Consider the following 14625-nt stretch of genomic DNA (forward strand, 5'->3'; position numbering starts at 1 on the left):
ATATTTATTTCCCGGAAAACTTGTCTTGGTCTATTATGATTCTCTGACGCTCTTCGTTATATTTTAGTCTTGGCACTTGCACCGGAACTCTATCGGAAGTTGATGCTGATTTTGTTTTAACCCGAGCTACTCCTGTTATTTTCGCAATAGCCTCGGCAAGTAAAGGCTCGGATGGATCTCCCAATTCTTTCAAGCCGCCTGTCCACTTTGACAAAAGAGGACATTGAGTCTCAACTCTGTTCCCGTTACCATCAGCATAATACGCAGCTTGCATCGTATATCCTTCTTCCAATTCCGATACCTTATAGGAAGCATCACCGGAGCCGGCGCCAATACCCGGCGCTAAGCCATTTATATAATTTCCCTTTCCATTTGCGTCTGTCAATCTGGAAATAAGAGGTTGCAGTTGCCATTTAATCCGGCTATTATCGGATTTTACCGTCATAGAAGCCTTATCCTTTCCAACGGTAGTTTCTCCAATATGTGCAACTGTCATATAAGGTCTTAGACCATGAATAATCAATTCACTGGCAGATGCTGTATATTCGCCGGCAAGGACATATAATCTTGTGAGATTTAAGTTTGGTATAGCAGTGTTTGTTCCATATACTTTGTCTAAGAAGTACTCGTTCAGAACATTCGCTCCATATTTTTTGACTATAGAATCCTGAAAATGGGTATTATACGCTTCTTTCGCGAAAACATTATCGGGCTTTCTGTTAGGCACTAACGCGCTGGCTGAGTCCATTGCCGATGTAAGGTATCCTCCCGGATTGTAGCGCAGATCGAGAACAAATTCTGTAATTCCTTGACTATTCAGAGTTCGTATACTTTCAATAAGTTCAATATCGTACTCATAATTATTATCTTTATCATCGGAATTCCGTTCAAACCCGGTATACATAAGGTATCCGATTTTAGCTCCTGTAGTCGCTGTAATTACTTTACTAATAAATACCGGCGATTTTTTTGATTCAGTAGTTTGTATAGAACTGAATGTTACCTGTTCTCCCTTATTGTTGTATACAGAAAGAGAAACTGAAGAAACATCTTTCAACAATGTGCTATAGTTATTGTAATTTACATCGACATTGTTAACCTTATATATTACTTGTCCTCTTCTTAGCCCTTTTTTATAGGCATCCGAACCTTCATAAACATATAAGACAAAGAATCCTATCGATGTATTGCTCGAAGTGGATGTTGGAAAATAATTCATTGGAAGATACTCGAAGCCTAGGTTTGTATCAGCATAAAGAGCCTTTGTTTTTTTAGAAGTATCTTCTTCTATCCACGAAAAACGATCTCCGTTTACATTCCCATAATTATATAATATGCTTTTGAAAAATGCTTCGGGGTCCTGCGTATAATCCGGCTTAGAAGGAAGATTTGTATTCCACAGATAAAGGCTTTTCATTTTATTGTAAGCCCATTGATTTGTAAACTCATCATCTGTAAGCTCCGATGGCTTAGGATTGGGTTCAGGATTAGGACCATCCTCCTCCTTAGTATCCTTACATGCATTGAAGGACAACAACAAAAGTAATAAAAAAACTAATTTTACCTTCATAATATCATTTATATGTTGAATATAATTTTTGTAAATGTACGCATTTAATTTCTATAATATTAATTCTCCTTTTCCTTGCCTGATTATTTCAGGTTCGCCGTCAGTACAATCCACAATAGTAGATGCTTCTATTCCTCCATATCCGCCATCGATAACAATATCAACTTGCTCTTTATATTTTTCGTAGATCAGTTCAGGATCGATTGAATACTCGAGCATCTCATCATCATCTTTGATAGATGTGGTAAGGATGGGATTACCTAAACTATTAACGAGCTCGCGGATAATATTATTGTCGGGGACGCGTATCCCTACTGTCTTTTTATTCTTGTATATTTTAGGGAGTGAAGATGTTGTGTTCAATATAAAGGTAAATGGCCCGGGAAGGTTTTTCTTCATCAGTTTGAATGTGAAATTATCCACGCGGGCATATTCGCTGATGTTGCTCAAGTCGTAACAAATAATGGAGAGATTGCTTTTTGCCGGATTAATATCCTTCATCTTGCAAATTTCCTCCACAGCCCTTACATTAAGCGCGTCGCAACCTATGGCGTATACTGTATCCGTAGGGTAAATAATAAGCCCTCCGTCCTGCAATATTTGCACTACTTTATCGATTTCCTTTTCGTTCGGATTTTCCGGATAAATTTTTACAAGCATAGCCATTATATAAATGATAAGATTTATTGTCGTATTTGTCATGTTGAGGGACGAAGCATCTCGTGTCTCTTTTTGGGGTCGAGATCCTTCCCTACGGTCAGGATGACATGCGACAGTAAATATTTTAGATTACTTATATATTAATCATGGAAAGAACTCATATTATTCTTTCCCGTTGCTCATTTCCCGCGATTTGTCGCCCAGATATCCTCCATGATGACGTTTAGCATAATCTGTAGGTGTAAACTTTATTTTCTTCATAGTCCCTACCACCAATATATCTCCGATAACTGTCATCACCGTAGTAGATGTTGTAGGAGTAAGCCCCAAATTACATACCTCTGCCGGTTTCCCCGTAAGAATGCAGACATCGGCCTCATGAGCCAACCGGCTATCAGGATCGCTGGTTATTACAATGAACTTGATACCGGGAACAAGAGTTTTTGCTAAAGTATTAAGCTCCACGATTTCGCGTGTTTTACCCGAATTGGATATGGCTAGAACAATATCGTTTTCCTGTAAAATACCCAAGTCGCCATGCTGAGCTTCGCTTGGATGCAAAAATACAGACGGCGTTCCTGTCGAACTGAAGGTTGTCGCTATATTCTGAGCTATTTGTCCGGCCTTACCCATCCCACTGGTTACAAGTTTCCCCTTTTTTATATTAACCTGTTCCACGATAAAATTTATAGCCTTTTCGTAAACATCTGTTACCGGAATACTTTGTATTGCTTCCGCTTCCTGACGAAGTATGGAATTTATTTCCTCTAAGTTCATTATTGTATTTTATTTACTGCAAAGATATTATTCTTTTAATAAACTGTTTAAATTTTATAGCATATCTTTTTTACAGGTATTTTCAGATGGATTTTTTTACTTGCAGGAGCTGTCTCAAAAGGTCTTTTACACGTCATTGGTAGGAACGAAGCAATCCGGAAAAAGAAATAAATTTTGATACCCTAATTCTCTTTTTGTTATTATAAGCTTTTTCACATTTTATTGTTATTTTAGGCCTCATTAAATCTTATCTTTGCACAATCTAATCAGAATATAAATACAAATGAATAGAAGAGCCATACTTACATTATTCCCGTTTCTGTTTTTTACGTTTGCCCAAATAGCTATAGCAGATGAAATAAAGACAATTAAGCAAAACTACAAGCAAGTATTGCTATCCGAAGATCCTGCGAATAAGCCTTTGCTGGCAATACTGATATCGTATCCGCAAGAGACCTTTTTCTCCGACCAGATGGTTGTGGAGTTAATGGAACGGTATCCAATCAGTAGGGCAAGAGTAGAAGAATTGCTCGGTAAAATACAAGCCGATGGTTCATGGTCTGATATAGATTATGCCAACCAAAACCGTTCGGGATGGCGGTCTAAAATTCATGTGGAAAGAATTTTAGAGCTGGCAAGAGTGTACGCCAAGTCCGATTCGGAGTTTTACAACTCAAAGGAGGTAGCGGATGCTATTCATCAAACTTTAAAATATTGGTTCGATAAAAAACCTGTAAGCCTCAACTGGTGGCACAATCAGATAGGTGTACCCAAAATATTGGGAGCTATATTCATTCTCTTTGAAGATCAGCTTAGTATCGCCGAAAAAGAGAACACAATCGAATTAATGAAGAACGCGAAATTTGGGATGACAGGACAAAATAAAGTTTGGCTGGCAGGGAATGTACTGGTGAGAGGACTGATGCAAAATGACATTGAGCTGGTCAAAGCCTCTCGCGACACTATTGCTTCCGAAATAAGGACAGATCAGATTGAAGGGATCAAGGCCGATAATAGCTTCCATCAACATGGAGCACAACAGCAATTCGGGAACTATGGCGCTGCATATATTTCCAGTATGGGTATGTGGGCACAGCTGTTTCGTGGGACATCTATCGCATTCAATCAAGATCAACTGGATATTTTAAACAAGCTGATAAACCAAGGCTATGCCTGGATACTGTGGAAAGGATATATGGACATTAACGCTCTGGGACGCCAGTTTTTCCATCAGGCACAAAGACATAAAGCATTTACCGTAGGGTTTACAGCTAATGCCATGTTGCAGGCTGACAATACGAATAAAAATGAATACCAAAGCTTGCTGACCGATAATTTTTCCTCCGCAGGAGAAGGCTCAAAACTTATTGGCCTGAAACATTTTTGGCTGTCCGACCAGACTGTTTATCGTCGCCCACAATGGATGGCTTCGGTTAAAATGTCATCTAAAAGAGTGATTGGAGGAGAAGCCGGAAACGGAGACAACCTCAAAGGCTATTACGTAGCAGACGGAGCAACTTATACATATATCGATGGAAACGAATATCTCAACATTTTCCCTTGTTGGGACTGGCGAAAGATTCCGGGAATAACTTCATACGAAACAGATTCCCCTTTGAAGCAACTTTCGTGGGGCGGATACCGTAACCAAAGTGATTTTGTCGGCAATGTTTCTGACGGCACAACGGGAATGACAGCTATGGATTTTAATCGCGACCGCATTACTGCCCGAAAATCATGGATATTTACCGGTGAATTTGTGCTTTGCCTTGGCGCGGGGATAACTTCCGATAGCAGTTTCGTCGTAACCACATCTATCGATCAACGGATAAAAAAAGACGATTTATATTATTTGAATAACAACAATTGGGAGAAAGTAAATTCTGTAACAATATCGGGAAATGATCGTTTTTTTCACGATAAGACCGGCTACATAATCCTGCAACCATCGCAAGGAAAAGCAATCACAGAAAAAAGACCGGGTTCGTGGGGAGATATCATGTCTATGTATCCGGAGGATTTTGTTGAAGAAAAAGATGTTTTTTCATTATGGATCGATCATGGGCTGAAACCAAAAGACGCATCATATGAGTATATGATATTACCGGCCTCTACCAAAGATAAAGTAAAGCGGTTTGACACAAAGAAAATAAAGGTGATTAGTAATAATAGAGATTTACAAGTTGTAGAATTTGATGGGAAAATATATGTTGCCGCTTATAAGCCTGCTAACATCCAACTTACTAAAAACATTCATTTCGAAAGTTCAGATGCCGGACTGTTTCTAATCCAAACCCAAGGTAAAACAATAAAAACAACTGTGTCAGACCCTACTCAAAAACTGGAAGAAGTAAACTTTTCTCTCAACGGAAAACCTTTTACAGTAAAACTTCCTCAGGGAGAGATGAAAGGAACATCTGTTTCTAAAACAGCAGAATAATCTATATGAAAGAATACAGGCTAACCGACTGGTTGCCAACGACCAAAAAAGAAGTGGAACTGAAAGGATGGGATGAACTTGACGTAATCCTGTTCTCGGGAGACGCGTACATAGATCATCCTTCATTTGGCGCGGCCGTAATAGGACGAATACTCGAACAAGAAGGACTGAAAGTAGCTATCGTTCCACAACCAAACTGGCGTGACGATTTGCGTGACTTCAAAAAGCTGGGACGTCCCCGCCTTTTCTTCGGAGTAACGGCCGGAGCAATGGATTCGATGATAAACCATTATACTGCCAACAAACGGCTTCGCTCCGATGACGCTTATACACCGGACGGCAGAGCCGACATGAGGCCCGACAGGCCATCAGTTGTATATACGAATATCCTCAAAAATTTATTCCCCGACGTACCCGTTTTGCTTGGAGGAATCGAAGCCTCTTTGCGAAGAGTTACTCATTATGATTATTGGGATGACAAATTACACAGGTCGATCTTATTGGATTCGAAGGCAGACCTGTTAGTCTATGGAATGGGAGAAACACCGTTAAAAGCTATTGTATCGGAACTAAGAGGAGGAAAACAACTTAATAGCCTGAAAGAAATACCTCAGACTGCTTATCTTACCGATTCATCTTCTTTAGTAACAAATGAGAACGACACATATCTGTTTTCTCATCAGGAATGCACACAAGATAAATTGAAGCAGGCCAAAAACTTCCGTATCGTTGAGGAACAGTCTAACATGCTCAATGCATCACGCATCATTCAGAATTACGATGATAAGGCTGTTGTCATCAATCCTCCATACCCCCCAATGACGGAAAAGGAGATAGATGCTTCATTCGACCTTCCCTATACCCGTCTCCCTCATCCAAAATATAAAGGAAAAACCATTCCTGCTTTCGAAATGATTAAGTTCTCGGTGAACATACATCGTGGATGTTTCGGCGGATGTGCATTCTGTACCATTTCGGCGCATCAGGGAAAATTTATCGCGTCGAGATCGAAAAAATCGATATTGAAAGAAGTAAAGCAAGTGACAGAAATGCCGGATTTCAAAGGCTATTTGAGCGATCTGGGAGGCCCCTCTGCGAATATGTACAAAATGAAAGGCAAGGAGGAAGGCATTTGTGCAAAATGCAAACGTCCTTCGTGCATACATCCGAAAATCTGTAAAAATCTGGATGTAGACCACTCGCATCTCTTAGATATATATAAAGCGGTGGATTCATTGCCCGGAATAAAGAAATCATTCATAGGCAGCGGGGTGCGTTACGATATGCTGTTGCACCGGAATGCAGATGACAGACTGAATAAATTTTCGGACGAATACACAAAAGAACTTATACTGAATCATGTCTCAGGGCGATTGAAAGTAGCGCCCGAACATACATCGGACAGAGTTGTAAATTATATGCGCAAACCCGGCTTTCAGCAGTTTTATACATTCAAGAAGATATTCGATAAGATAAACAATGAGTCCGGACTAAAACAACAACTCATCCCTTATTTCATATCCTCGCATCCCGGTTGCACGGAAGTCGACATGGCAGAACTTGCCGCAGCAACAAAGCCTCTCGGATTTAAGCTGGAGCAGATTCAGGATTTCACTCCTTCGCCAATGACGTTAGCAACCGAAATTTATTATACAGGCTATCACCCGTACACGCTGGAAAAAGTATATACGGCACATACCAAAGAGCAGAAACTAGCTCAACGCCAGTTCTTTTTCTGGTACGATAAAAACTATCGTCCGCAAATAATAAAAGAGTTGAAACGGCTAAAACGAGAAGATCTGCTAAAGAAATTATACCCGTAAAGAACGCCGGGTAAAGATTAGCTGTTATCTTTGTTCAAAAATAAGAACGACATGACACTGAAAGATAAACATATTGTATTGGGCGTCACAGGAAGCATTGCTGCATACAAAGCCGCATCACTAGCCCGTTTATTGATTAAGGCCGGAGCCGAAGTACAAATCGTAATTACTCCTTCGGGAAAAGAATTCATAACGCCGGTAACATTATCAGCCCTTACAGGAAAACCGGTGGTAAGCGAATTTTTTACCGCCAACGATGGCACATGGCATAGTCATGTGGATTTAGGACAATGGGCCGACCTGATGCTGATAGCTCCTGCTACTGCTGCCACAGTGGGCAAGATGGCAAACGGAATTGCCGATAATATGCTCATAACCACATACCTTTCGATGAAGGCCCCCGTTATGGTCGCTCCGGCTATGGACCTGGATATGTTTGCCCATCCTTCTACAGCCAGAAACCTCGATCTGCTACGGTCTTATGGAAATATAATAATAGAACCGGCGGCAGGCGAACTGGCCAGTCACCTGATAGGTAAAGGACGCATGGAAGAGCCTGAAAAAATATTGTCTGTTGTAGAGGACTTTTTCAGGAAACAAGAATCTCTTTCAAAAAAAAAAATACTGATAACAGCCGGACCTACGTTTGAGAAAATAGATCCGGTACGTTTCATAGGAAATTATTCTTCGGGTAAGATGGGCTTTGCCCTTGCTGAAGAATGTGCTCGCCGTGGAGCCGAAGTCACATTGATCGCCGGGCCGGTTTCTATGAAAATAAATCACCCGAATATAACGAGAATAGATGTAGAATCGGCAGAGGAAATGTATAACGCTTCAATGAAAGCTTTCCCTGACATGAATACCGCGATATTATGTGCCGCAGTGGCCGACTTCCGGCCATCGCTACAATATACGGAGAAAGTGAAAAGGGGCGAGGATATTCTTAATATTGACCTCGTACCAAACAAGGATATAGCGGCATCGCTCGGAAAAATAAAAAAATCGAATCAGCGTTTAATAGGCTTTGCTTTAGAAACCAATGACGAACAGACAAATGCCTTAAAAAAAATAGTTAAGAAGAATCTTGATTATATTGTACTTAACTCTCTGAATGATCCCGGAGCGGGATTTAAATACGATACCAATAAAATATCTATTCTGAACAGGAACGGAGAAAAGAAAGATTATGCGTTGAAGTCGAAACAGGAGGTAGCTTCGGACATTATCGACGAAACAGTAGGATGATACAGTTTTCAAACGAACATATAGAACCGTTGGTAAGACAGATGTGGAAGGTCTGCTTCGAGGATACAGATGTATTTATAAACCTTATTTTCACTCAAAAATATAAACCCGGAAATACACTCGTCTACTTTGAAAACGATATAGCCGTCGCGTCTTTACAGATGCATCCTTATACAATTTCTTTTTACGGAGAGGAAATCCCCTTTGCTTATCTGGCAGGCTTATGTACGTTACCGGAATACAGGAATAAGGGATATATGGGCCAACTGATTAACGAAGCCCATCAGATCCTTAAAGAAAGAAAAATCCCATTAGCCATACTTATTCCCGCGGAAAACCGGCTATTCCGGTTTTATGAAAAATTCGACTATGAACAGGTTTTTGACAAAAGTGAAAAACCTATTTATCCATTGGACAGGATATTAAAGGAAAGCCCGGATATTGAATTAGCGTATTCGTTTTTTGATTCTTTATACAGAGATAAAGACTTCTGTGTGCAAAAAAGCTTCGAAGATTTTAAAACCATAGTGGAAGAGTATATAAATGACGGTTCTCCGGAGAAATACAATCTGGCCGGAATGGCCCGGGTTATAGACAAGGAGTTTTTATTGAAACTCTATACTAAGAAAAATCCGGCTGCTAAAATCCGGCTGAAAATAGAAAAACAAACTTACTTATTAAACAATGGGATTGTAGAAAAAACCAGGGAAAGCCCGGATATAGAAATAAATCGCCGGATGCTGTGCCGTTTATTATTTGGATATAAGACCAATAAACTGGAAAAACCATCAGTCACCTTGTTTGCTGAGCATCATTCTGTAATGAACCTGATGCTCGAATAAATATTTTTTAAGAAGACACCTGCCTTTTTGTATATCTTTTGTTGAAGAAATACTTATCTTTGAATTTAGATTGATTAAAAGCTCTCTGCTCATGCTCAATGATTTTGGAATAAAAGATATAATTGACATCATATTGGTAGCCATAGTGATGTATCGGCTATATCGGATTGTTTCCAAGTCCGGGACCGGTGCAATATTTAATGGGGTATTGGCTTTTATGATTTTATGGATACTTATCTCACAAGTATTGCAGATGCGCCTTATGGGAATCATCCTCGACAAATTTGTCGATATTGGGCTAATCGTATTAATCATTATTTTCCAAGACGAGATCCGCCGTTTCCTGATGACATTGGGCTCAAACCGGACATTTCGATTTTTATCACGTCTCTTCTCTTCCAAAGAAAGAAAAGATCTTTCCGACCCTGTTATTACTTCTTTGGTATTAGCCTGTATGAATATGGCAAAAACATATACAGGGGCGCTGATAGTTATTGAACAGGAAATAAAATTAGGGCATTATTCAGAAACTGGGGAGGTACTGGATGCTGACATTAGCACTCGACTAATAGAAAATATATTCTTTAAAAACACCCCTCTGCATGATGGAGCTGTTATCATATCCGGGAATAGGATTAAAGCGGCAGGATGCATTTTGCCTATATCGCAAAGCCAGGATATCCCAAAATCATTCGGATTGCGACACCGGGCTGCCTTAGGCATTTCGCAGGAAACAGATGCTAAAGCAATTATCATTTCCGAAGAAAGAGGTAAAATATCCTTTGTAGATGATGGCCAGATACAGACAAACATTACTCCCGAAAAATTACAGGAACTACTGACAGAAACGATAAGGATCTGAGAGATCCGAGGTTGTCGAAAGAGGAGAAAAGTGTTACGTTTGCATAGTACGTTTGTCACTTTTTTCAAAACAATCCTATTAAGGCGTTACAGAAAGAAAAGCCGGGACAGCCCGGCTTCTATTATCATTTTGGAAAGTAACCGCGTTCGCGGTAAATTGAACTTATTTCACTGATTCAAAGTATTTTATACACTCTTTGATGTCAGGCGTGGAATTGTCCCAATTATATTCATATTCAATAGTAAAGACGCCTTTGAAATTTTGAGCCTTTAATACCTCCAGCATTTTGGCGACATTGAGGATACCTGTTCCCCATATTACATCATGCTGTTCCGCCTCTCCCTCTTTCTTCTCCGCTATATCTTTGAAATGAAGGGATACGACGCGCCCTTTAAGTTTGTTTAGGCAATCTATTTGGTCGAGGCCTTCTCTTCTCCAGTGTCCCACGTCGGCGCACGAACCAATCATATCGCTACGCTTTGAGATATGGGTTAACAGGGAATCGGGATGCCAATAGACCGATGGTTGAGGGTGATTGTGTACCGCCACTTTTATATTGTATTTTTTCGCCAGGCTCTCTACCAGATCCCAATCATTAATAGCCGGCTCACAGGATATAAACTCCATATCCATGTCTTTAGCCAAGGTAAATATCTTCTCCCAGTTTGCGGGATCATCAGTCACATACACCCCTGTGGAGATAATCTTTATCCCTTTCGATTGGGCATAGTCCTTCAGCTCCTCGCGTTCTTCTTGGGTAAGGCCGAAACCAAACACTTTATCGTTCCACTTGCCGCCGATTTTGTGTCCCGGGAACACCTCTATGTATTTCAATCCCAATTCTTTCGTCTTATCCAAAGCCTCGACAAGGGTAAACTTGTGAAAAGAATAAGACTGCATGGATAATCGCCAGTCGTCCTGTCCCGATCCCGGTTTCTGTTTACCCCCGCATGAAACGCACCAAATAGCCAGAGCACTAATAATCAATAAATAAAGCACTTTTTTCATTATTTCAAATATTATGTGTTTATAGTTTATTATCAATTATTTAGGCATTTCCGGCAATGTAAAGCCATTTTGGTAAGTATGCTTTATCCATTCATTCGCCATGTCTATCGCCGAGAAGTCAGCGAACCGCCTGTCGAATCTTGGGTCGCCATCGATAACCTGAAAGTCGTCGGAGGTTACTATCTTTATCTTATCGTTTGGTGATATATTGGTAAACCGCATATTTTCCCCATCCCATTTCAACTCACGGTGCAAGCCATACAATCCCGACAAGCGTACCGCCAACACTCCCATTACCACCATTTCGTTGAATGGACCGGAGAATTGGAAGTTAGATGAACTTTCCACCCTGTTTTCAGGAGATTCCTTACAAGCCCTAATCCAATCCTGTTCATGGGCATCAGTATTCCAAATATCTCCGGCTCCTCCTTTTATACGAGGTATGGTAGGCTTAGGCTGATTGAAATGAGCCATCTCTGATTTCGGCAATAGCGTTGGATTCAATCCATAACAACCGGTCATGATTTTGCCCTTTGTACCTATAAATATAATCCCGCCATTGGAATCGCCCATCATTTCTCCGTCTTCCAGTTCTTCAGGGCGAGGGGGCATCAAACCTCCATCGTACCAATAAACCTTAACTTCCGGCATCGTAACTTTAGGCTGATTATCCCGCGCCGGAAACGTATAAGTTACAATCTGGGAATAAGGAGGCGAGTATAAATTACTCAATGTGGAGCTTCCTATCACGCTGGTTGGGTATTTCAAGTTTAAAGCCCAGTAAAGAGGATCCATAATATGACATGCCATATCACCAAGCGCGCCTGTCCCGAAATCCCACCAACCACGCCAATTCCAAGGGGTATATACAGGATTATACGGACGTTTTTTCGCCGGTCCTATAAACAAATCCCAATCCAAGGTTTTAGGTGTTTTCACAATCTCTTTAGGCTCTTGTAGTCCCTGTGGCCAAATAGGACGATCAGTCCAGCAATGTACTTCGTAAACGCTGCCAATCACTCCCGTCTGAATCCACTCGGCAACCCTCCTGCAATCGTCGAAAGAGTTCCCCTGATTACCCATTTGGGTGGCGACCTTATGCTTTTTCGCCAGTTTGGCAAGCAGTCGAGACTCATACACAGAATGAGTAAGCGGTTTTTGGGTATAACAATGCTTATCCATTGTAATCGCGTGAGCTGTTATGCCCGCGTGCGTATGATCGGGAGTAGCTACCACAATAGCATCAATGGATTTCCCCATTTCTTCAAACATTACCCGCCAATCTTTGAAGCGTTTAGCCGCCGGATAATCTTTAAAAGTCTTATCCGCGTAGCTCCAATCCACATCACATAAAGCCACGATATTTTCAGTCTTCATATTCGCCAAATTACGGCGACCCATTCCTCCAACGCCAATTCCCGCTATATTCAATTTATCGCTGGGCATTGTGTGTCCAAATGATTTCCCTAAAATGGTACTCGGCACAATAGTTAATCCGGCGGCGGCCACAACCCCTGTCTTTAAAAACTTACGTCTGCTTATGTCTTTCATGGATTCAATTATTAAATTTATCTTAATTCTTATAATACCCGTTAAAATCTATTTCTTTGCCAAAAGGATTTAATGTGGCATGCAGTATCCTTGCCAATTCCCGCTTTGTGACAGGAGTATCTTTATATTCATTCGCAATAGGTTTGTCTTGACCTATAACCTTTTGAATGTAATCGATCGCCGCTTTTCCTGTTAATTGCTTGTCGCTATCCACAATTTCCACACTTATGTCATACAAGTTCAGCCCTTTTGTAAATTCAGCTATCGTAATAGTGCTATCAGGGTAGAACCATGTGCGGTTTGCCCATCCGAAAGGTTCACCTATCATTTTTAGGATGCCGGTCGCGCATATTTTTTGTATTGTTTCAAAATCGGGATCATCCGGTTGTATATCATATAAAGGCGCGATATAAGCATCCCTTTCCAACAAGGTACTTTGCACCGCTCTTATAGACACTTCCCTCGGTTGCTTTCCTTCTTTTACAGCTAACGCCGCGAGGATGCCTGCCGCTTGTCCCGTGAGCAGCACTATCGGTTGTAGCCGTGTTGACCCATTTATAAGGTTCGACACGGAAATAGCTTTGTCTGAAACGATCAACCCATTTACTTGTTCGGGGATGAGAGCGCCCAACGGAATATTGAAAGAGGGAACAGGATCGAATCCTATTTTCGGCGCATCGGGATTCTTTCCGTGATGATGATCGACAGGATAATCGCCGACAGATATGCCTGTGCGGTATAATGATTCCTTTTGCCCATACGGGTCAGCCACATGATTAAATGTCAGGAAGGATAAACCTTTAAGCCTTCGTCCTTCCCTGTGATATGGCTTATATGCCAATAAATCCGGTGTATCAAACTCATCATCCGCTAAACCCAAATGTTTAAAACCTAATTCATGCTGTATATAATAAACGAACTGTAGTGTGAAATCTCTTGCTTTTTGCAGCTCTTTTTCACGTTGCTCACGAGGAAGTTCTACCACATTTAGATACACGTCATTACCAAACTTAGGCCAATTGATCATATATTTATTATTCGGCATTTTCCCATATTCGAGCATACGTTGGCAATCTATCTTAACCTTATCTACCGTTTCTTCGCAACAGCCATGGAAATTCAGAGGATTGTAATCCTGTGGTTTCGGAATCGTTTTATCCACTCCTTTCCCGTAATCTTTAAGAATAGCGACACAAGTAAGGTCTTGGACTATATTGTTGGCTTCTTCCGGAGCATTGCTTTCTCCAGTTTCTTTCCCTGAATCCATTCCATAACGATACGCGGCTCCTGCCATTTTTAGACTTTCTCCTATATCGGTGGCGTCAATCGTTATTTTGGCTTTTATTACCAGTTTTTCATTCTTTTCATTTAAGAAGATAGCTCCTTCTACGGTATCGCCCTTCTTTATAATATCTTTTAAATGATAACCATAAACAACATCCAAATATTTTTCCGCGTGAACCATCGCCTTGAAAATACTATCTCCTACATGCGGTTCAAACAAGGTACTACTTACCCATCCTGTCCATACGCCACCTATCCCTCCATAACGAGTACGGAGTTTATCTCTAAATTCATTCCAAATGCCGGATGGTAAATTACTATTGCCATCGCAGGCACCAACACCTTGAGCTGTTAGCATACCGCCTAACCATGGCGTTTCCTCCACGATAAGCGTTTTCACACCTTCCCGCGCGGCGGTAATTCCGGCGGAAGTACCGCTGGTCGTGCCTCCGATGATTAAAATATCGGTAGTGATTTCTTCTGTGTTCCGACTACCTTTACAGGATTGAGCAAAAACGTTTGTCGCAACAAAGATTAAGAATACATACATTATATATTTCATA

Annotated in this window: 11 protein-coding genes; 5 read left to right on the top strand and 6 right to left on the bottom strand. The window is 40.8% G+C overall.

What is annotated here, in order from left to right; genetic code table 11:
* Positions 1-4: 4 nt before the first annotated feature.
* From ACYPZI_RS06640 to ACYPZI_RS06650, 3 genes are all read right to left on the bottom strand, one after another.
* On the bottom strand, positions 5-1570 hold the full coding sequence (locus ACYPZI_RS06640; RefSeq protein WP_459599855.1) for a S41 family peptidase: 1566 nt from the start codon (positions 1568-1570) through the stop codon (positions 5-7).
* Between the two features lie 51 nt (positions 1571-1621).
* Entirely contained in the window at positions 1622-2230 is a 609-nt protein-coding gene (locus ACYPZI_RS06645; RefSeq protein WP_459599857.1) for an L-threonylcarbamoyladenylate synthase, read from the bottom strand.
* A 162-nt stretch (positions 2231-2392) separates the two neighbouring features.
* On the bottom strand, positions 2393-3007 hold the full coding sequence (locus ACYPZI_RS06650) for an SIS domain-containing protein (RefSeq protein WP_459599859.1): 615 nt from the start codon (positions 3005-3007) through the stop codon (positions 2393-2395).
* 283 nt (positions 3008-3290) lie between these two features.
* On the opposite strand from ACYPZI_RS06650, the gene ACYPZI_RS06655 reads away from it, so the two are divergent.
* The 5 genes from ACYPZI_RS06655 to cdaA all read left to right on the top strand — a co-directional run bounded on the left by ACYPZI_RS06655 (position 3291) and on the right by cdaA (position 10219).
* A complete protein-coding gene (locus ACYPZI_RS06655) occupies positions 3291-5447 on the top strand; it encodes a polysaccharide lyase 8 family protein (protein ID WP_459599861.1) in 2157 nt (718 codons plus the stop codon).
* Positions 5448-5452: 5 nt separating this feature from the next.
* Positions 5453-7270, top strand: coding sequence for a YgiQ family radical SAM protein (locus ACYPZI_RS06660; protein ID WP_459599863.1), 1818 nt, complete (start codon positions 5453-5455; stop codon positions 7268-7270).
* Between the two features lie 51 nt (positions 7271-7321).
* Positions 7322-8515 carry a bifunctional phosphopantothenoylcysteine decarboxylase/phosphopantothenate--cysteine ligase CoaBC gene (coaBC, locus tag ACYPZI_RS06665; protein ID WP_459599865.1) on the top strand — a complete coding sequence of 398 codons (1194 nt, stop codon included), beginning with the start codon at positions 7322-7324 and terminating at the stop codon, positions 8513-8515.
* Positions 8512-9357: a GNAT family N-acetyltransferase gene (locus ACYPZI_RS06670; protein ID WP_459599867.1), complete on the top strand. Its 846-nt coding sequence runs from the start codon at positions 8512-8514 to the stop codon at positions 9355-9357. Before coaBC ends, ACYPZI_RS06670 begins: the two co-directional genes overlap by 4 nt.
* A gap of 91 nt (positions 9358-9448) precedes the next feature.
* Entirely contained in the window at positions 9449-10219 is a 771-nt protein-coding gene (gene cdaA, locus ACYPZI_RS06675) for a diadenylate cyclase CdaA (RefSeq protein ID WP_459599869.1), read from the top strand.
* A 162-nt stretch (positions 10220-10381) separates the two neighbouring features.
* On the opposite strand, the gene ACYPZI_RS06680 is transcribed toward cdaA, so the two are convergent.
* The 3 genes from ACYPZI_RS06680 to ACYPZI_RS06690 are packed head-to-tail and all read right to left on the bottom strand — an operon-like array spanning position 10382 to position 14624.
* The gene (locus ACYPZI_RS06680; protein ID WP_459599871.1) at positions 10382-11227 is read right to left on the bottom strand and encodes a sugar phosphate isomerase/epimerase family protein; all 846 of its coding nucleotides are present in this window, start codon (positions 11225-11227) and stop codon (positions 10382-10384) included.
* Between the two features lie 36 nt (positions 11228-11263).
* Positions 11264-12778 carry a Gfo/Idh/MocA family protein gene (locus ACYPZI_RS06685; RefSeq protein ID WP_459599873.1) on the bottom strand — a complete coding sequence of 505 codons (1515 nt, stop codon included), beginning with the start codon at positions 12776-12778 and terminating at the stop codon, positions 11264-11266.
* 22 nt (positions 12779-12800) lie between these two features.
* The gene (locus ACYPZI_RS06690; RefSeq protein WP_459599875.1) at positions 12801-14624 is read right to left on the bottom strand and encodes an FAD-dependent oxidoreductase; all 1824 of its coding nucleotides are present in this window, start codon (positions 14622-14624) and stop codon (positions 12801-12803) included.
* Position 14625: the final 1 nt, after the last annotated feature.

Source organism: Dysgonomonas reticulitermitis (assembly GCF_054601275.1).

Bases quoted from the DNA above. Each gene is read 5' to 3' on its own strand.
- ACYPZI_RS06640 (WP_459599855.1), bottom strand. From the start codon at position 1,570: ATGAAGGTAAAATTAGTTTTTTTATTACTTTTGTTGTTGTCCTTCAAT.
- ACYPZI_RS06670 (WP_459599867.1), top strand. From the start codon at position 8,512: ATGATACAGTTTTCAAACGAACATATAGAACCGTTGGTAAGACAGATG.
- cdaA (WP_459599869.1), top strand. From the start codon at position 9,449: ATGCTCAATGATTTTGGAATAAAAGATATAATTGACATCATATTGGTA.
- coaBC (WP_459599865.1), top strand. From the start codon at position 7,322: ATGACACTGAAAGATAAACATATTGTATTGGGCGTCACAGGAAGCATT.
- ACYPZI_RS06680 (WP_459599871.1), bottom strand. From the start codon at position 11,227: ATGAAAAAAGTGCTTTATTTATTGATTATTAGTGCTCTGGCTATTTGG.
- ACYPZI_RS06660 (WP_459599863.1), top strand. From the start codon at position 5,453: ATGAAAGAATACAGGCTAACCGACTGGTTGCCAACGACCAAAAAAGAA.
- ACYPZI_RS06685 (WP_459599873.1), bottom strand. From the start codon at position 12,778: ATGAAAGACATAAGCAGACGTAAGTTTTTAAAGACAGGGGTTGTGGCC.
- ACYPZI_RS06650 (WP_459599859.1), bottom strand. From the start codon at position 3,007: ATGAACTTAGAGGAAATAAATTCCATACTTCGTCAGGAAGCGGAAGCA.
- ACYPZI_RS06655 (WP_459599861.1), top strand. From the start codon at position 3,291: ATGAATAGAAGAGCCATACTTACATTATTCCCGTTTCTGTTTTTTACG.
- ACYPZI_RS06690 (WP_459599875.1), bottom strand. From the start codon at position 14,624: ATGAAATATATAATGTATGTATTCTTAATCTTTGTTGCGACAAACGTT.
- ACYPZI_RS06645 (WP_459599857.1), bottom strand. From the start codon at position 2,230: ATGCTTGTAAAAATTTATCCGGAAAATCCGAACGAAAAGGAAATCGAT.